The organism is Streptomyces bullii, from assembly GCF_042657145.1.
GTDB lineage: Bacteria > Actinomycetota > Actinomycetes > Streptomycetales > Streptomycetaceae > Streptomyces > Streptomyces bullii.
Window position 1 is genome coordinate 327,637 of the sequence record NZ_JBHSNY010000008.1, and the last position, 17,435, is coordinate 345,071.

Consider the following 17,435-nt stretch of genomic DNA (forward strand, 5'->3'; position numbering starts at 1 on the left):
TCCTCGTCCCCATCCGTGGGGGACGCCCCGTCGGCTCCCCCGTCGGAGGCACCCGGCTCCACCACGGCTTCCCGGCCCGGCCGCCTCCTCGCCGACAGCACCATGTAGATCACCGCGAGGATGAACACGAACATCGCGGTCCAGTTGTTCAGCCGCAGGCCGAGGATGTGGTGGGCGTCGTCGACCCGCATGTACTCGATCCAGAAGCGGCCCACGCAGTACGCGGCGACGTACAGCGCGAAAGCCCGGCCATGGCCCAGCCTGAAGCGGCGGTCGGCCCAGATGACCAGGAGCGCGACGCCGATGCACCACAGGGACTCGTAGAGGAACGTCGGGTGGTAGGTGCCCGGAACCCGCCCGTCCGCCGAGGACGTGATCTCCAGCGCCCACGGCACGTCCGTGGGCCGCCCGTACAGCTCCTGGTTGAACCAGTTGCCCCAGCGGCCGATCGCCTGCGCGAGGGCGATGCCCGGCGCGACGGCGTCGGCGTACGCGGGCATCGGGATGCCCCGGCGTCGGCAGCCGATCCACGCGCCGAGCGCACCGAGCGCGATGGCGCCCCAGATGCCGAGGCCGCCCTCCCAGATCTTGAAGGCGTCCACCCAGTCACGGCCCTCGCTGAAGTACAGCTCGTAGTCCGTGATCACGTGGTAGAGCCGGCCGCCGACGAGACCGAAGGGCACGGCCCAGACCGCGATGTCGGCCACCGTGCCGGCCCGCCCGCCGCGGGCGATCCAGCGCTTGTTGCCGAGCCAGACGGCGACGAAGACGCCGATGATGATGCAGAAGGCGTAGCCGCGCAGCGGAATGGGGCCGAGGTGGATCACCCCGCGCGACGGGCTGGGAATGTAGGCAAGTTCCATGGCAAGGTCGACGCTACCGTGCCGGACCGCGGGCGCGGCAGGCAGCCCGGCTACGGCTCCATAACGGGCGGGTGAGAATGTGCCTTACCCCTTGGCTGCTTCCTGGACCATCTGCTTCAGCTTCGCCGGCGTCATCGTCTGGTCCTGGTAGATGTTCTTGTCGCCCAGCAGCACGGTCGGCGTGCCGGAGTAGCCGCCCTTCTGGAAGGCCTCGTTGGACTTCTCGACCCAGCCGTCGTGCGTGCCGTCCTCGACGCAGGTGCGGAAGGCGGGGGTGTCGAGGCCGTCGACCTTGCCGGCCAGCTCGATGAGCCTGTCGCTGTCGGCGTAGGCGTCGTCGGCCTCCGCGGGCTGGTTGTCGAACAGCACGTCGTGGTACGCGGCGAACTTCCCGGCGTCCTGCGCGCACGCCGCGGCGTTGGCCGAGGCACCGGAGCCGGCGCCGCCCATGTTGCCGTCGATGAGCCGGACCAGGTGGTACTCCACCTTCAGCTGTCCCGCCTCGGTCAGCTCGTGGATGACCGGGCGGTACGCCTGCTCGAAGGCCTTGCAGGCCGGGCAGCGGAAGTCCTCCCACACCGTGAGGGTGGACTTGGCGCTGTCCTTGCCGACCGCGATGGCCAGGCCGTCCTTGCCCTGTGCTCCGGACGGCGCGACGACCGGGCCCGTCGCCTCGCTGTCGTCCTTGCCGGCGTTGGCGGCGACGACACCGATCACCGCCGCGAGTCCCAGGACGGCGGCGACGGTCGCGCCCACGATCAGCGCGCGCCTGCGCTTGTCCGCGGCCTTCTGCTTCTCACGCTCGACCGCCAGCCGCTCCCTGGCGGTGCGCTTTCCCTCACGGTTCTTCTCGCTCACACCCCGCAGAACGAACCGGGGAGGCGCAGCGCGCCTCCCCGGTCCCAGGTCCACCCGTACGAGGGACCCGTATGACCGCGCGGTGGATCATGCCTGCGGGCGCACGCCCTTCGCGAGGTCGGCGGCGAGCGCGCGGACCGCCTCGACACCGGCCGCGTGGTCGGGCGCGTCCAGCATCCGCTTGACGAAGGCCGAGCCGACGATCACGCCGTCGGCGAAGCCGGCGACCTCGGCCGCCTGCTGGGCGTTGGAGACACCGAGCCCGACGCAGACCGGCAGGCCGGTGCCGGCCGCACGGGTGCGTGCCACCAGGTCCCGGGCCTGCGAGCTGACCGTCTCGCGGGTGCCGGTGACGCCCATGAGGGAGGCGGCGTAGACGAAGCCGCTGCCCGCCGCGGTGATCTCGGCGAGCCGCTCGTCCTTGCTGCTGGGCGCGACGACGAAGACGGTGGCGAGCCCGTGCTTGTCGGCGTGCTCCCTCCACAGCGCCGACTCCTGCACCGGCAGGTCGGGCAGGATGCAGCCCGCCCCGCCCGCCTCGGCGAGTTCGGCGGTGAACCGCTCGACGCCGTAGCGGTCGATCGGGTTCCAGTACGTCATGACGAGGACGGGCTTCCCGGTGGCCTCGAAGGCCTCCCGGACCGTGCGCATGACGTCGGCGATCCGGACGCCGCCGCGCAGGGCGATGTCGTCGGCGGTCTGGATGACGGGGCCGTCGAGGACGGGGTCGCTGTGCGGCAGCCCCACCTCCACGACGTCGGCGCCGCCGTCCAGGACGGCCTTGATCGCCTCGATGCCGCCGTCCACGGTCGGGAACCCGGCCGGGAGGTAGGCGATGAGCGCCGAGCGTCCCTCGGACTTCGCCGCGGCGAGGGTGTCGGTCAGCAGCTGAATGTTCCCGCTCACTTGGCGTCCCCCTCGATCTCGGCGGTGTCGGTGTCGGCGTCGGCGGCGACCTCGGCGTCGGTGTCGTACAGGCCGAAGTAGCGGGCGGCGGTGTCCATGTCCTTGTCGCCGCGGCCGGAGAGGTTGACCACGATCAGCCCGTCCTCGCCGAGTTCCCGGCCGACCTCCAGCGCGCCGGCCAGCGCGTGGGCGCTCTCGATGGCCGGGATGATGCCCTCGGTGCGCGACAGCAGGCGCAGGGCCTGCATGGCGGCGTCGTCGGTGATCGCGCGGTACTCGCCGCGGCCGGTGTCCTTGAGGTAGGAATGCTCCGGCCCGATGCCCGGATAGTCCAGACCGGCCGAGATGGAGTACGGCTCGGTGATCTGGCCCTCGTCGTCCTGGAGGACGTACGAGCGCGAGCCGTGCAGGATGCCGGGTTCGCCGGCGGTGAGGGTGGCGGCGTGCTCGCCCGTGTCGACGCCGTGCCCGGCGGGCTCGCAGCCGATGAGGCGGACGCCCTCGTCGGGGATGAAGGCGTGGAAGAGACCGATGGCGTTGGAGCCGCCGCCGACGCAGGCGATGGCCGCGTCGGGCAGGCGTCCGGCGCGCTCCAGGAGCTGGCGGCGGGCCTCGACGCCGATGACGCGGTGGAAGTCGCGGACCATCGCCGGGAAGGGGTGGGGCCCGGCGACGGTGCCGAAGAGGTAGTGGGTGTGGTCGACGTTGGCGACCCAGTCGCGGAAGGCCTCGTTGATGGCGTCCTTCAGCGTGCGGCTGCCGGACTTCACGGCGATGACCTCGGCGCCGAGCATGCGCATGCGGGCCACGTTGAGGGCCTGCCGCCGGGTGTCGATCTCGCCCATGTAGATGGTGCAGTCGAGGCCGAAGAGGGCGCAGGCGGTGGCGGTGGCCACGCCGTGCTGGCCGGCGCCCGTCTCGGCGATGACCCGGGTCTTGCCCATCCGCTTGGTGAGCAGGGCCTGGCCGAGCACGTTGTTGATCTTGTGCGAGCCGGTGTGGTTGAGGTCTTCGCGCTTGAGGAACACCCGGGCGCCACCGGCGTGTTCGGCGAACCGGGGCACCTCGGTCAGGGCGCTCGGGCGGCCGGTGTAGTGCACGAGCAGGTCGTCGAGCTCACGGGCGAACTCGGGGTCGGCCTTGGCCTTGTCGTACTCGACGGCCACCTCGTCCACGGCGGCGACGAGCGCCTCCGGGATGAACTTGCCGCCGAACGCGCCGAAGTAGCCCTCGGCGCTGGGGACCTGACCCTCCGGGTCAGGGATGAAGAACTGGCTGGGCATGCGGAACCTCACGGTGAGTGTGTGTTGGACACTGATCGCCGTGGGGGCGGGGCTGTGACGGTCGGCTACCGGCCGACTGTGGCTTGTCGCGCAGTTTCCCCGCGCCCCTGAGGGGCGCGCTGCCATCGACGGCCGTTGACCTGCCCAGGTTCGTCGCCGATCACGTAGCGGACCCGGCGGCCGTGCACCCTGCGCGCGGGCGCGCGGCAGCCCCGGGGACGGCAGCCGCGCGCGAGGCGGGCATACGGGTCCCTGGTCGGCAAGGTGATCGAGACGGTCATCGGGGCTCAGCCTACCGGGTGATCAGCTTCGGCCGTGCCGCAATGCGGGATGCTCGCCCGCCGCCACGAGGTCGGAGACCGCGGACTTCGGGTCCTTGCCCGTGACGAGGGACTCGCCGACCAGGACCGCGTCGGCGCCGGCGTTGGCGTACGCGATGAGGTCGTGCGGGCCGCGGACCCCCGACTCGGCGATCTTGACGATGTCGTCGGGGATCTCCGGCGCCACCCGCTCGAACGTGGAGCGGTCGACCTCCAGGGTCTTGAGGTTGCGGGCGTTGACGCCGATGATCCGTGCGCCCGCGTCGACCGCGCGCTCGACCTCCTCCTCGTCGTGCACCTCGACGAGCGGCGTGAGCCCGATCGACACCGCCCGCTCGATCAGCGACTCCAGGGCCGGCTGGTCGAGGGCCGCGACGATCAGCAGCGCGAGGTCGGCGCCGTACGCCCGGGCCTCCCACAGCTGGTAGGAGGTGACGATGAAGTCCTTGCGCAGGACGGGGATGTCCACGCGGGCGCGGACCGCCTCCAGGTCGGCCAGCGAGCCGCCGAAGCGGCGCTGTTCGGTGAGGACGGAGATGACGGCGGCGCCGCCCGCCTCGTAGTCGGCGGCGAGTCCGGCCGGGTCGGCGATCGCGGCGAGCGCGCCCTTGGACGGGCTGGAGCGCTTGACCTCGCAGATCACCTTGACGCCGTCGCCCTTGAGCGCGGCGACCCCGTCCTTGGCCGCGGGAGCCTTCGCCGCGCGCTCCTTGAGCTCGTCGAGGCTGACGCGCGCCTGCCGCTCCGCGAGGTCGGCACGGACTCCGTCGATGATCTCGTCGAGCACACTCACGCGAGCGGCCCCCTTCCAGACGGTCGTAAGTCGAAGCGGTCGTTTCCGCCGCGGGGTCCGCCTCCTCGGGCGGATCATCGGGCGAAACCGATGGTCACTGCGATGGTATCCGGAGGAGGGCGAAGGCCCCGCATCCGGTTGACGGCGGTCCCACTACCTGGACATCCGCCAGTTGATCAAGGATGCAACCAGCCACCGAACGGCAGGTTCCGGACAACGGTGAAGACCAGCAGCAACACGCCGAGGCTCCACGACAGCACCGGCCCGGGCTCGATGCGCAGCGGCCGGCCCCGCACCGCGCGGACCACCCATACGGTCCACAGCACGGCGAACCCCAGATAGCCGAGGACGGCCAGCGCGTTGTCCTGCAGGGCGGCCAGGACGTGCCCGTGGACGACGTCGTGCGCGCTGCGCAGTCCGCCGCAGCCGGGACAGTACAGGCCGGTGAAGCGCAGCAGCGGGCAGACCGGGTAGTGGCCGGGCTCGTGGGGGTCGACCGTCCCCACGTACGCGAAGGCCCCGGCGACGGCCGCGAGCACCCCGGCGGGGACGGCCAGGCGCCCCGGCAGGCTGCGTGTCACCCTCTGACGGTCGGCGTTCACGTCAGGCATTGTGCCCCGCACGCGCGCGAGGGGCGGTTCCGGCACGCGTGTGCCGGAACCGCCCCTCGGCGCAGTCGTCGGCGGGTCGGTGCCGCGCGGATCAGGCGTCGACGCGGGCCGGCGCGCCCTCGCCGGTCCGCCGGTGCACCGGGTGGGCGTCCTTCGGCTGTCCCAGGCCCATGCTCTTCATGATGCCGCCGACGACAGCGCCGAGGAGCGTGATGCCGATGCCGGCCCAGAAGCCCACCGGCTGGTCCATCACCATGAACGCGCCCGCGACGCAGAAACCGATGAAGGCGATGATGACACCGGTCCAGGCGGCCGGGGTGTGACCGTGGCTGCTGCCCGCCATTGCTTGCTCCTCGTTGCTGTGTGCGTGTCTGAGCAGGACGCTCGTGCTCATTGTCCCGCACGCGCGCGCGTGCGGTGAGCGGGGGTGGCCCCCGTGCTGGTCCCCGTGCGCGAACGGCCGACGGACCCGCGTCCCGGCGGCATCCTCACGGTCGGCGTGTCCGCGCCCGGCCGGGTCCTCGCCTCGGCGTGCCTACGCCCCGGTCGGGTCCTCGCCCCGGTCCAGCGCCTTCCACAGTTCCTCGGGCCGGTCGGGGTCGACGGCCGGGGCGCGGCGGCGCGGACGGGGGGCGCCGCCGCGTTCGTACCGGCCGGACATGGCGGGCCACAGCCGGCCGTAGCGCAGGGCGAGCAGTCCCGCCAGGAGGATCAGGGCGCCGCCCACGGCCGCGACGTACGGCCAGGCCGTGTGGGTGAGGGCGTCCACGGTGGCGGCGGTGTCGCCGGAGGCCTGCGCGGCCTTCTCGTCGAGGGCGGAGCTGTCGGAGGCGCCGAGCAGGGCCGCGGCCACGGTGCCCAGGCCGGACAGGGTGAGCAGCACGGCGACCACGAGGCGCCCGGCACGGCGCACGGCGAACACGGCGACGAGCGCGGCGAGGCCCACTATGGCCAGGGCCGCGGGGACGCCCGTGACGTCGCTGCCCTTGGCGGTCAGGGGGAACGCGCCGCCGGCCACCGTCGCGGTGCCCTCCGACCAGCGCTGCCGGGTGGCGAGCAGCGCCACGGCCGCGCCCAGCGCACCGCACAGCAGCGCGGCGGCGAGGCTCAGGCGGCCGGCCCGGGCGGATCCGGAGGCTTGGGAACGGGGCTCAGGTGCAGCAGTCACGTACTCCACTATCGCCTGAACCCCGGACGAACCCGCACCCGGGGCTCCGTGAGACGCGTCCTACCGCCCCCGCGGCGTGCCCTGCCGCCCCAGCCGGTTCGCGGTGTGCACGGCCCTCAGGACCGCCGCCGCCTTGTTGCGGCACTCGGTGTCCTCGGCGACCGGGTCGGAGTCGGCGACGATGCCCGCACCGGCCTGGACGTACGCGGTGCCGTCCCGCAGCAGGGCCGTACGGATGGCGATGGCGGTGTCGGAGTCGCCCGCGAAGTCGAGGTAGCCGACGCAGCCGCCGTACAACCCGCGCCGGGACGGCTCCAGTTCGTCGATGATCTGCATGGCGCGCGGCTTCGGGGCGCCGGAGAGGGTGCCGGCGGGGAAGCAGGCCGTGAGCACGTCGAAGGCGGTGCGGCCCGCCGCCACCCGGCCCGTCACCGTCGAGACGATGTGCATGACGTGCGAGTACCGCTCGATGGACATGAAGTCGACGACCTCTACCGAGCCCGGCTCGCAGACCCGCCCCAGGTCGTTGCGGCCCAGGTCGACAAGCATGAGGTGCTCGGCGCGCTCCTTGGGGTCGGCGAGGAGTTCGTCGGCGAGGGCCTGGTCCTCCTGGGGGGTGGCGCCGCGCCACCGCGTGCCGGCGATGGGGTGGACCATCGCCTGCCCGTCCTCGACCTTGACCAGCGCCTCCGGGGAGGAGCCGACGACGTCGAAGGCACTTCCGTCGCCGCAGGGGAAACGGAACAGGTACATGTACGGGGACGGGTTGGTGGCCCGCAGCACCCGGTAGACGTCCAGTGCGCTCGCCGTGCACGGCGTTTCGAAGCGCTGGGAGGGGACGACCTGGAAGGCCTCGCCGGCCCGGATGCGCTCCTTGATGTCCTCGACGGCCTGCTGGAAGTCGGGGCCGCCCCACCGCGCGGTGTACTCGGGCAGTTCGGAGGGCGGCAGCACGGCCGGGGGCTGGGCCACCGCGCGCGACAGGTCGGCCTCCATGGCGTCGAGGCGGGCGACCGCGTCCGCGTAGGCCTCGTCGACGCCGGTGTCGAGGTCGTTGTGGTTGATCGCGTTGGCGATCAGCAGGACCGAGCCCTCCCAGTGGTCCATGACGGCCAGGTCGCTCGTGAGCAGCATGGTCAGCTCGGGTAGCTTCAGATCGTCGCGCTCGCCGGGGCCGATCTTCTCCAGGCGGCGGACGATGTCGTAGCCGAGGTAGCCGACCATGCCGCCGGTGAAGGGCGGCAGGCCCAGGTCGTGGGCGAGGTCGCGGGGGGTGTGCAGGGCCTCGATGGTGGCGCGCAGGGCGGTGAGCGGATCGCCGTCGAGCGGGACGCCGACGGGCGGGGTGCCGAGCCAGTGGGCCTGCCCGTCGCGTTCGGTCAGGGTGCCTGCGCTGCGCACTCCCACGAAGGAGTAGCGGGACCACTGAAACGCGGCGCGTCCGTTCTCGGCGGACTCCAGCAGGAAGGTGCCGGGGCGCTCGGCGGCGAGCTTGCGGTAGAGCGCGACCGGGGTGTCGCCGTCGGCGAGGAGCTTGCGGGTGACCGGGATGACCCGGCGGTCGGTGGCGAGCTTGCGGAACGTCTCGAGGTCCATGGCGGCAGACCTTACTGATCCGAGGCGGGTGCGCCGGAACCGGCGCCGCTGCCGGCGTCCTTGAGCAGCACGTCGGCGTCGAAGCAGGTGCGGGCGCCGGTGTGGCAGGCGGCGCCGACCTGGTCGACCTTGACGAGGACCGTGTCGGCGTCGCAGTCGAGGGCGACGGACTTGACCCGCTGGACGTGCCCCGAGGTGTCGCCCTTCACCCAGTACTCCTGGCGGCTGCGCGACCAGTACGTGCAGCGACCGGTGGTCAGCGTGCGGTGCAGCGCCTCGTCGTCCATCCAGCCCAGCATCAGCACCTCTCCGGTGTCGTACTGCTGGGCGATGGCGGGCAGGAGGCCGTCGGCGCTGCGCTTGAGGCGCGCGGCGATCTCCGGGGCGAGGCGGCTGGGCCGCTGGGAGGACGAGCTGGTCATGCCGACCATTGTGCCGCGCGGCGCCGACAGGCCCGGCGCGGTGTCCACCGATCGGAAGAGGCGGCGCCCCGGGGCGCCGAACGGCGGGGCGGTGCCCGGCGACGGGTGGGCGTCGCGCATACCCGGTCGTAGGCTGACTCCATGTCGACCCATGCCAAGCGTGAACGACTTCTTCTCGCCGATCTGTTGGAGACCGCGGGCCCTGAGGCGCCGACCCTGTGCGAGGGCTGGACGACCCGGGACCTCGCCGCGCACGTCGTGGTGCGCGAGCGCCGCCCGGACGCCGCCGGCGGGATACTGATCAAGCAGCTCGCGCCGCGCCTGGACCGGGTGATGGCGGAGTACACCGAGAAGCCGTACGAGGAGCTGATCCAGCTGATCCGTACGGGCCCGCCGCGCTTCTCGCCCTTCTCGTTCAAGCCGGTCGACGAGCTGTCGAACCTCGTCGAGTACTACGTCCACACCGAGGACGTCCGGCGTGCCCAGCCCGACTGGGCGCCGCGCGAGCTCGACCCGGTCTTCCAGGACGCGCTGTGGTCCCGGCTGGAGCGCAGCGCCCGGCTGATGGGCCGGGGCGTCCCGACCGGCCTGGTGCTGCGCCGTCCGGACGGCCAGACGGCGGTCGCCCAGCGCGGTACGCCGGTGGTCACGGTGACCGGTGAGCCGTCCGAGCTGGTCCTGTTCCTCTACGGCCGGCAGAACGCCGCGAAGGTGGAGCTGGACGGCGACGAGAACGCGATCGCGAAGCTCCACGAGACCAAGCAGCTCGGGATCTGAGCCGAGCCCGGCCGGAGCGGCATGGCCGGGCCCGCCGGGTCGGCGCGCGAGGGTCGCGCGGGTGCGCGGGGCGGGGAGGCCGCCCAGCGCTGACCGCCGCGCGGGCCCACCGGGCAGGCAACAGGTCACCAGCCCCATCAGCCGAGCGAAGGTCCCGGCCACCCGGCCGGGACCTTCGTCGATGTCAGCCGACGTCAGCCGATGTCAGTCGACGTCAGTCGTTGTCACCTGACGGGATGGCCCGCCTCGCGCAGCGTTTCCTTCACCTGGCCGATCCGCAGGTCCCCGAAGTGGAACACGGAGGCGGCCAGTACCGCGTCCGCTCCCGCCGCGATCGCCGGCGGGAAGTCGGCCAGCTTGCCCGCGCCGCCGGACGCGATGACCGGCACCGTCACATGCTTGCGGACCGCGGCGATCATCTCCAGGTCGTAGCCGTCCTTGGTGCCGTCCGCGTCCATCGAGTTCAGCAGGATCTCCCCCGCGCCCAGCTCGGCGGCCCGGTGCGCCCACTCGACGGCGTCGATGCCGGTGCCACGACGGCCGCCGTGGGTGGTCACCTCGAAGGAACCACTGTCCGTGCGCCGCGCGTCCACCGACAGCACCAGCACCTGCCGGCCGAAGCGCTCGGCGATCTCCCGGATGAGGTCGGGGCGGGCGATCGCGGCCGTGTTGACGCCGACCTTGTCGGCACCGGCCCGCAGCAGCCTGTCCACGTCCTCGGCGGTGCGCACGCCGCCGCCGACGGTGAGCGGGATGAACACCTGCTCGGCCGTGCGGCGCACCACGTCGTACGTCGTCTCGCGGTTGCCCGAGGACGCGGTGATGTCCAGGAACGTCAGCTCGTCGGCGCCCTCGGCGTCGTACACCTTGGCCATCTCGACGGGGTCGCCCGCGTCGCGCAGGTTCTGGAAGTTGACGCCCTTGACGACCCGGCCGTTGTCCACGTCCAGGCAGGGGATGACTCGGACCGCCAGGGTCATGAATCGGGCTCCTCTAAAGCTCTCTGAATGCTTCCAATTCCACCGAGACCAGGACACGCGGGTCGACGAAGCCCTCCACGACCAGCACGGTCGTGACCGGGCGCACGGCGTCGAACAGTTCCTTGTGGGCGCGGCCCACCTCGTCGACGTCCCGTGAGTGCGCCAGGTGCATCCGGGTCCTGATCACCGACTCGGGCCCCAGCCCGAACTCGGCGATCGCCTCCAGGGCGCTGGTGAAGGCCACCTTGGCCTGTTCGTAGGGGTCGCCCTCCCCGTAGAGCACACTGCCCTTGAAGGACGTCGTGCCCGCCACCAGCACCCGATCGCCCGCCGCCACGGCGCGCGCGAAACCGAAACTCTCTTCCCAGGGACTTCCGCTCTGCACGCGCCGCACGGCATCGCTCATGACGACACAGCCTCCAAAGCCTCTTCCAGGGTGAACGCCTTCGCGTACAGCGCCTTCCCTACGATGGCGCCCTCGACACCGAGGGGGACCAGGTCGGCGATGGCCCGCAGGTCGTCCAGCGACGACACGCCGCCGGAGGCGACCACCGGGCGGTCCGTCGCCGCGCAGACGTTCTTCAGCAGGTCCAGGTTGGGGCCCTGGAGCGTGCCGTCCTTGGCGATGTCCGTGACGACGTACCGGGCGCAGCCCTCCTTGTTGAGGCGCTCCAGCGTCTCGTACAGGTCGCCGCCGTCGCGGGTCCAGCCACGGCCGCGCAGGGTGGTGCCCCGTACGTCGAGGCCGACCGCGATCTTGTCGCCGTGCTCGGCGATGACCTTGGCGACCCACTCGGGAGTCTCCAGGGCGGCGGTGCCCAGGTTCACGCGGGTGCAGCCGGTGGCGAGGGCCGCGGCGAGGGTGTCGTCGTCGCGGATGCCGCCGGACAGCTCGACCTTGATGTCCATCGCCTTCGCGACCTCGGCGATCAGCTCCCGGTTGTTCCCGGTGCCGAACGCGGCGTCCAGGTCGACCAGGTGCAGCCACTCGGCACCCGACCGCTGCCAGGCCAGGGCGGCCTCCAGGGGGGAGCCGTAGGAGGTCTCCGTACCGGACTCGCCGTGCACCAGGCGGACCGCCTGGCCGTCACGGACGTCGACGGCGGGGAGGAGTTCGAGCTTCCCAGAGGGGTTCGAGGACATCAGAGGGTTCCGATCCAGTTGTTCAGCAGCTGGGCTCCGGCGTCGCCGGACTTCTCGGGGTGGAACTGCGTGGCCCACAGGGCGCCGTTCTCGACGGCCGCGACGAACGGCTTGCCGTGCGTGGACCAGGTGACCTTCGGGGCCGCGATCGCCGGGTTGTGCGTCTCCAGCTGCCAGTCGTGGACGGCGTAGGAGTGCACGAAGTAGAAGCGGGCGTCCGCGTCCAGGCCGGCGAACAGCTCGGAGCCGGGCGGCACGTCCACCGTGTTCCAGCCCATGTGGGGCACGATCTCGGCCTGCAGCGGCTCGACCGCGCCGGGCCACTCGGCCAGGCCCTCGGTCTCGACGCCGTGCTCGATGCCGCGCGCGAACAGGATCTGCATGCCGACGCAGATGCCCATCACGGGGCGGCCGCCGGACAGCCGGCGTTCGACGATCCAGTCGCCGCGCGCCTCCTTCAGGCCCTTCATGCAGGCGGCGAAGGCGCCGACGCCGGGCACCAGCAGCCCGTCGGCGTTCATGGCCCGGTCGTAGTCGCGGGTGATCTCCACGTCGGCTCCCGCGCGCGCGAGGGCACGCTCGGCGGAGCGGACGTTGCCGAAGCCGTAATCGAACACCACGACCTTCTTCGGGGTGCTCATCAGTTCCACACCTCCAGCCTCAGGACACCGGCGACGAGACAGAGCGCGGCGCCGAGGGAGAGCAGCACGATCAGGCTCGCCGGCATCTTCTGCTTGACGAACGAGATGATCCCGCCGACGAGGAAGAGGCCGACGACGATCAGCAGGGTCGAGATGCCGTTCACAGCGCGCCCTTCGTGGACGGGAGGATGCCCGCCGCCCGCGGGTCGCGCTCGGACGCGTACCGCAGGGCCCGCGCCAGCGCCTTGAACTGGCACTCCACGATGTGGTGCGCGTTGCGCCCGTAGGGCACGTGCACGTGCAGCGCGATCTGCGCCTGGGCGACGAAGGACTCCAGGATGTGCCGGGTCATCGTGGTGTCGTACTCGCCGATCATCGGCGCCATCTTCTCGGGCTCGGTGTGCACGAGGTAGGGGCGGCCCGACAGGTCGACGGTGACCTGGGCGAGGGACTCGTCCAGCGGGACCGTGCAGTTGCCGAAGCGGTAGATGCCGACCTTGTCCCCGAGGGCCTGCTTGAAGGCGGCGCCCAGCGCGAGGGCGGTGTCCTCGATCGTGTGGTGCGAGTCGATGTGCAGGTCGCCGTCGGTCTTCACGGTCAGGTCGAACAGACCGTGCCGGCCGAGCTGGTCGAGCATGTGGTCGTAGAAGCCGACGCCCGTGGAGATGTCGGTCTTGCCGGTGCCGTCGAGGTTGATCTCGACGACCACCGAGGTCTCCTTGGTGGTGCGTTCGATCCTGCCGAGGCGTCCCTCGCGAGTCATGCGTTCTGCTCCTTCTTCAGTTCACGTACCGCGTCGAGGAACGCGTCGTTCTCCTCCGGGGTGCCGGCGGTGACCCGCAGCCATCCCGGTACGCCGTTGTCCCGGACCAGGACGCCCCGGTCGAGGATCTTCCGCCAGGTGGCGTGGGAGTCCTGGAACCTGCCGAACTGCACGAAGTTCGCGTCGGACTCGGTCACCTCGTAGCCGGTCGCGCGCAGTTCGGCGACCAGCCGGTCCCGCTCGGCCTTGAGCTGCTCGACGTACTTCAGCAGTGTGTCGGTGTGCTCCAGGGCGGCCAGCGCGGTCGCCTGGGTGACGGCCGACAGGTGGTACGGCAGCCGGACGAGCTGGACGGCGTCCACGACGGCCGGGTCCGCGGCGAGGTAGCCGAGGCGCAGGCCCGCCGCGCCGAACGCCTTCGACATCGTGCGGGAGATGACCAGGTGCGGCCGTCCTTCGAGGAGCGGCAGCAGCGAGTCGCCGTGGCTGAACTCGATGTAGGCCTCGTCCACGACCACCATGGACGGCTTCGCGGCCTGGGCGGCCTCGTACAGCACGAGGACCGTCTCGGGCGGGACCGCGTTGCCCGTGGGGTTGTTGGGGGTGGTGACGAAGACGACATCGGGCCGGTGCTCGGCGATGGCCTCCCGCGCCGCCGCCAGGTCGATGGTGAAGTCGTCGCCCCGGGGGCCGGAGAGCCAGCCGGTGCCGGTGCCGCGCGAGATCAGGCCGTGCATGGAGTACGACGGCTCGAAGCCCATCGCGGTGCGGCCCGGTCCGCCGAAGGTCTGCAGCAGCTGCTGGATGACCTCGTTGGAGCCGTTGGCGGCCCAGACGTTGGCCGGGCCGACCTCGTATCCGGAGGTCTTCGTCAGGTACTCGGCGAGCCTGGTGCGCAGCTCGACCGCGTCCCGGTCGGGGTAGCGGTTGAGGTTCCGGGCCGCCTCGCGGACCCGCTCGGTGATCCGCTCGACCAGCGGCTCGGGCAGCGGGTAGGGGTTCTCGTTGGTGTTCAGCCGTACGGGGACGTCCAGCTGGGGCGCGCCGTAGGGGGACTTGCCGCGCAGTTCGTCCCGTACGGGGAGATCGTCGATCCTCACGTCGCTCACTTGCTCTCGGGCACCTTCCAGCCGAACCTGGCCTTGATCGCCGCGCCGTGCGCGGGCAGGTCCTCCGCCTCCGCCAGCGTCACCACGTGGTGCGCGACCTCGGCCAGCGCGTCCTTGGTGTAGTCGACGACGTGGATGCCGCGCAGGAAGGACTGGACGGACAGGCCCGAGGAGTGGCAGGCGCAGCCGCCGGTGGGCAGGACGTGGTTGGAGCCCGCCGCGTAGTCGCCGAGCGAGACCGGGGCCCAGGGGCCGACGAAGATGGCGCCGGCGTTCCTGACCCGGTCGGCCACGGCGGCGGCGTCGGCCGTCTGGATCTCCAGGTGCTCGGCGCCGTACGCGTCGACGACCCGCAGGCCCTCGTCGATGCCGTCGACCAGGACGATCGCGGACTGCCTGCCGGACAGGGCCGGGACGATCCGGTCGTCGACGTGCTTGGTGGCCTCCACCTGCGGCCCCAGCTCCTTCTCCACCGCTTCCGCCAGTTCCGCGGAGTCGGTGACGAGGACGGCGGCGGCGAGCGGGTCGTGCTCGGCCTGGCTGATCAGGTCGGCGGCGACGTGCACCGGGTCGGCCGTGGAGTCCGCGAGGATGGCGATCTCGGTCGGGCCGGCCTCGGCGTCGATGCCGATCCTGCCGGTGAAGTAGCGCTTGGCGGCGGCGACCCAGATGTTGCCGGGGCCGGTGACCATGTTCGCGGGCGGGCAGGTCTCGGTGCCGTACGCGAACATCGCGACGGCCGTGGCGCCGCCGGCCGCGTACACCTCGTCGACGCCGAGCAGCGCGCAGGCGGCCAGGATCGTCGGGTGCGGCAGGCCGCCGAAGTCGGCCTGGGCCGGGGAGGCGAGCGCGATCGACTCGACGCCGGCCTCCTGCGCCGGGACGGCGTTCATGACCACGGAGGACGGATACACGGACCGGCCGCCGGGCGCGTACAGCCCGACCCGGTCGACCGGCACCCACTTCTCGGTGACCGTGCCACCGGGGACGACCTGGGTGGTGCGGGTGGAGCGGCGCTGCTCGCGGTGGACGAGGCGGGCGCGGCGGATGGACTCCTCCAGGGCCGCGCGCACGGCCGGGTCGAGCTCCTCCAGCGCGCGGGTGAGCGCCGCGGCCGGCACCCGGACCTGGTCGAGCTTCACGCCGTCGAACTTCTCGGCGAAGTCGATCAGCGCCGCGTCGCCCCGATGATGCACGGCCTCGCAGATCGGACGCACCTTCTCCAGGGCGGCCGAGACGTCGAAGTCGGCTCGGGGCAGCAGGTCACGCAGGGCGGGGCCCTCGGGGAGGGCGTCGCCGCGCAGATCGATTCGGGAGATCACGTGCTCAATTCTCTCAGACCCCGCCCGTGCGCCGTCCGCACGTTCCAGTGGCTGATACGGCGTGCCGCCGGAAAGCGGAAGATCGCCGTCACGTCTAGTGTTCCGTGCGTCACACAGCGGGCATGAACACCTGTACGAGGCACTGACCCGCGAGTAGCCAGGGAGGAAGGACAGAGCTGTGACCGAGGGGGCCGGCCTGCGGGCCGGGGAGCTGCCGGACGACCTGACCGCCGCGGAGGCCGGCATGTGGCAGGCCTTCCGCAACGGCAGCGTGTACGACCTGAGCAGCGGGGACGCTGTCGTCGACGATCCGCACGGCGGGCATCCCTGGGGCCCCGAGCGCACCGTACGGGCCCGGATCATCTGCTGGCTGCTCCTGGACGGGCCGCCCGCGCTGGCGGGCCGGGTGTCGTCGCTGAAGCTCGTCGGCGTGCAGGTCAGCGGCTCGCTGGACCTCGCGGGCGGCACGGTGGTGCCGTACGTGGAGATGCGGGGCTGCCGCTTCGAGCGGGACGTCCTGCTGCCGGAGGCCCGCTTCACGACCGTACGGCTGGTGGACTGCTCGGTGCCGCGGCTGGAGGCGGCCCGGGTGCACACCGAGGGCGATCTGCACCTGCCGCGCTGCCGGTTCCACAACGGCATCCGGCTCACCGACGCGCAGATCGGCACCGACCTGATGCTCAACCAGGCGATCGTGTACCGGGACCGCAGCGGCCGCTCGATCGCCGGGGACGGCATGAGCGTCGGCCAGGACTTACAGGCGGAGATGCTGGAGTCGCACGGCGAGCTGAGCCTGCGCAGCGCGAAGATCGGCGTGTCGCTGAGCCTGCGCGGGGCCCGTCTGTTCAACCCGTACGCGCGGCTCGCGCTGAACGCCCCGCAGCTGACCGTCGAGCGGACGCTGTACCTGACGCCGGCGGGCCTGGGCGCCCAGACGCTGAGCGGCACGACCCCGGCGCGCGGCACGCGCGTGCAGCGGTTCGAGTGCCGGGGCGGGGTGCGGCTGGACGACGGCCGGTTCGGGGACGCGGTCGACTTCGAGCGGGCGCGGTTCATCCTCACCGACGACCAGGAGGTGTCGCTGCGCCGGGTGCAGACGCCGGAGCTGCGCTTCCTCGGGGAGCGGCCGGCACGCGGGCGCGTGGTGCTGTCGGGAGCGCGGATCGTCAACCTGATGGACCGGGCGGACAGCTGGCCGGGCCCGGGCCGGCTGCACATGGGCGGCTTCGCCTACGAGAACCTCGTGCCGCGCGGCCCCTTCCCACTGGCCGAGCGGCTGGAGTGGGTGGCCGCCGCGACCGCCGAGTACAACCCGGAGCCGTACGAGCGGCTGGCGGCGGTGCTGCGGGCCGGCGGGGAGGACGAGGACGCCCGTGAGGTGCTGCTCGCCAAGCAGCGCCGGCGCCGCGAGAGCCTGCCGCTGGCCGCCAAGCTGTGGGGGTACGCGCAGGACTGGACGGTCGCCTACGGGTACCGGCCGGGCCGGGCGGCGGTGTGGATGGCGGTGCTGTGGGCGGCGAGCTCGTACGCCTTCGCGCACGCCGAGCACCCGCCGCTGAAGACCGGTGAGCATCCGGACTGGGACCCCGCCCTGTTCGCCCTCGACCTGCTGCTGCCGGTGATCGACCTGGGGCAGGTGGGCTTCTGGCAGCTGCGCGGCGGCTGGCAGTGGCTGGCCGCGGTGATGGTCCTGCTGGGGTGGGTGCTGGCGACGACGGTGGCGGCGGGGGCGACGCGGCTGTTGCGGCGCGGTTAGCGGCGGTTCGTGTTGCTGCTGTGACAGCAGTTGTTGAACGGTCACCATTTTGCCGCGCCTTGACCAAGTGGCGTACAACCTTCGACGAGTTCGGTGAAGGGTCTGGCGCCGTGGTGACGTGCGG

Annotated in this window: 20 protein-coding genes and 1 pseudogene; 2 read left to right on the top strand and 19 right to left on the bottom strand. The window is 72.1% G+C overall.

All coding sequences use genetic code 11. The annotated features are described in order from the left end of the window. Nucleotides 1-43: 43 nt before the first annotated feature. From lgt to hisI, 11 genes and pseudogenes are all read right to left on the bottom strand, one after another. A pseudogene (gene lgt, locus ACFPZJ_RS24385) lies at nt 44-863 on the bottom strand (prolipoprotein diacylglyceryl transferase); the annotation flags it as partial. An 84-nt stretch (nt 864-947) separates the two neighbouring features. Beyond that, nucleotides 948-1,721, bottom strand: a complete 774-nt coding sequence (locus ACFPZJ_RS24390; protein ID WP_381025385.1) for a DsbA family protein — start codon at nt 1,719-1,721, stop codon at nt 948-950. A gap of 87 nt (nt 1,722-1,808) precedes the next feature. Further along, entirely contained in the window at nt 1,809-2,627 is an 819-nt protein-coding gene (trpA, locus tag ACFPZJ_RS24395) for a tryptophan synthase subunit alpha (RefSeq protein WP_381025388.1), read from the bottom strand. Next, nucleotides 2,624-3,910 (bottom strand): tryptophan synthase subunit beta, encoded by a 1,287-nt coding sequence (gene trpB / locus ACFPZJ_RS24400; protein ID WP_381025391.1) that lies wholly within the window; start codon nt 3,908-3,910, stop codon nt 2,624-2,626. The genes trpA and trpB overlap by 4 nt, the downstream gene beginning before the upstream one ends. A gap of 65 nt (nt 3,911-3,975) precedes the next feature. Beyond that, nucleotides 3,976-4,191, bottom strand: a complete 216-nt coding sequence (trpM, locus tag ACFPZJ_RS24405; RefSeq protein ID WP_381025394.1) for a tryptophan biosynthesis modulator TrpM — start codon at nt 4,189-4,191, stop codon at nt 3,976-3,978. 22 nt (nt 4,192-4,213) lie between these two features. Beyond that, nucleotides 4,214-5,023: an indole-3-glycerol phosphate synthase TrpC gene (gene trpC, locus ACFPZJ_RS24410; RefSeq protein ID WP_381025397.1), complete on the bottom strand. Its 810-nt coding sequence runs from the start codon at nt 5,021-5,023 to the stop codon at nt 4,214-4,216. Nucleotides 5,024-5,199: 176 nt separating this feature from the next. Continuing rightward, entirely contained in the window at nt 5,200-5,634 is a 435-nt protein-coding gene (locus ACFPZJ_RS24415; RefSeq protein ID WP_381025400.1) for a DUF2752 domain-containing protein, read from the bottom strand. A 91-nt stretch (nt 5,635-5,725) separates the two neighbouring features. Further along, complete coding sequence (locus tag ACFPZJ_RS24420; RefSeq protein WP_381025403.1) at nt 5,726-5,977, bottom strand: HGxxPAAW family protein; 252 nt, start codon at nt 5,975-5,977, stop codon at nt 5,726-5,728. Between the two features lie 192 nt (nt 5,978-6,169). After that, complete coding sequence (locus ACFPZJ_RS24425) at nt 6,170-6,811, bottom strand: TIGR02234 family membrane protein (protein WP_381025406.1); 642 nt, start codon at nt 6,809-6,811, stop codon at nt 6,170-6,172. 51 nt (nt 6,812-6,862) lie between these two features. After that, nucleotides 6,863-8,398: an anthranilate synthase component I gene (locus ACFPZJ_RS24430; RefSeq protein ID WP_381025409.1), complete on the bottom strand. Its 1,536-nt coding sequence runs from the start codon at nt 8,396-8,398 to the stop codon at nt 6,863-6,865. An 11-nt stretch (nt 8,399-8,409) separates the two neighbouring features. Then, on the bottom strand, nt 8,410-8,829 hold the full coding sequence (hisI, locus tag ACFPZJ_RS24435; RefSeq protein ID WP_381025781.1) for a phosphoribosyl-AMP cyclohydrolase: 420 nt from the start codon (nt 8,827-8,829) through the stop codon (nt 8,410-8,412). Between the two features lie 132 nt (nt 8,830-8,961). On the opposite strand from hisI, the gene ACFPZJ_RS24440 reads away from it, so the two are divergent. Continuing rightward, nucleotides 8,962-9,597 carry a TIGR03085 family metal-binding protein gene (locus tag ACFPZJ_RS24440; protein WP_381025412.1) on the top strand — a complete coding sequence of 212 codons (636 nt, stop codon included), beginning with the start codon at nt 8,962-8,964 and terminating at the stop codon, nt 9,595-9,597. Nucleotides 9,598-9,821: 224 nt separating this feature from the next. Here ACFPZJ_RS24440 and hisF read toward each other — a convergent pair whose 3' ends face one another. Genes hisF through hisD form a run of 8 tightly spaced genes read right to left on the bottom strand, consistent with a single transcriptional unit; the run spans nt 9,822 to nt 15,555 of the window. Then, complete coding sequence (hisF, locus tag ACFPZJ_RS24445) at nt 9,822-10,577, bottom strand: imidazole glycerol phosphate synthase subunit HisF (RefSeq protein WP_381025415.1); 756 nt, start codon at nt 10,575-10,577, stop codon at nt 9,822-9,824. 13 nt (nt 10,578-10,590) lie between these two features. Then, nucleotides 10,591-10,983: a RidA family protein gene (locus ACFPZJ_RS24450; protein WP_381025418.1), complete on the bottom strand. Its 393-nt coding sequence runs from the start codon at nt 10,981-10,983 to the stop codon at nt 10,591-10,593. Then, nucleotides 10,980-11,720 (bottom strand): bifunctional 1-(5-phosphoribosyl)-5-((5-phosphoribosylamino)methylideneamino)imidazole-4-carboxamide isomerase/phosphoribosylanthranilate isomerase PriA, encoded by a 741-nt coding sequence (priA, locus tag ACFPZJ_RS24455; RefSeq protein WP_381025421.1) that lies wholly within the window; start codon nt 11,718-11,720, stop codon nt 10,980-10,982. The genes ACFPZJ_RS24450 and priA overlap by 4 nt, the downstream gene beginning before the upstream one ends. Further along, nucleotides 11,720-12,361: an imidazole glycerol phosphate synthase subunit HisH gene (gene hisH / locus ACFPZJ_RS24460; protein WP_381025423.1), complete on the bottom strand. Its 642-nt coding sequence runs from the start codon at nt 12,359-12,361 to the stop codon at nt 11,720-11,722. Before hisH ends, priA begins: the two co-directional genes overlap by 1 nt. After that, nucleotides 12,361-12,525 carry a hypothetical protein gene (locus tag ACFPZJ_RS24465; RefSeq protein WP_381025426.1) on the bottom strand — a complete coding sequence of 55 codons (165 nt, stop codon included), beginning with the start codon at nt 12,523-12,525 and terminating at the stop codon, nt 12,361-12,363. The genes hisH and ACFPZJ_RS24465 overlap by 1 nt, the downstream gene beginning before the upstream one ends. Beyond that, nucleotides 12,522-13,124 carry an imidazoleglycerol-phosphate dehydratase HisB gene (hisB, locus tag ACFPZJ_RS24470; protein ID WP_381025429.1) on the bottom strand — a complete coding sequence of 201 codons (603 nt, stop codon included), beginning with the start codon at nt 13,122-13,124 and terminating at the stop codon, nt 12,522-12,524. Before hisB ends, ACFPZJ_RS24465 begins: the two co-directional genes overlap by 4 nt. Then, the gene (locus ACFPZJ_RS24475; RefSeq protein ID WP_381025432.1) at nt 13,121-14,233 is read right to left on the bottom strand and encodes a histidinol-phosphate transaminase; all 1,113 of its coding nucleotides are present in this window, start codon (nt 14,231-14,233) and stop codon (nt 13,121-13,123) included. The genes hisB and ACFPZJ_RS24475 overlap by 4 nt, the downstream gene beginning before the upstream one ends. After that, entirely contained in the window at nt 14,230-15,555 is a 1,326-nt protein-coding gene (gene hisD / locus ACFPZJ_RS24480; RefSeq protein ID WP_381025435.1) for a histidinol dehydrogenase, read from the bottom strand. The genes ACFPZJ_RS24475 and hisD overlap by 4 nt, the downstream gene beginning before the upstream one ends. A 178-nt stretch (nt 15,556-15,733) precedes the next feature. Between hisD and ACFPZJ_RS24485 the strand changes: the two genes are divergently transcribed. Further along, a complete protein-coding gene (locus tag ACFPZJ_RS24485) occupies nt 15,734-17,311 on the top strand; it encodes an oxidoreductase (protein ID WP_381025438.1) in 1,578 nt (525 codons plus the stop codon). The last annotated feature ends 124 nt before the right edge of the window (nt 17,312-17,435 follow it).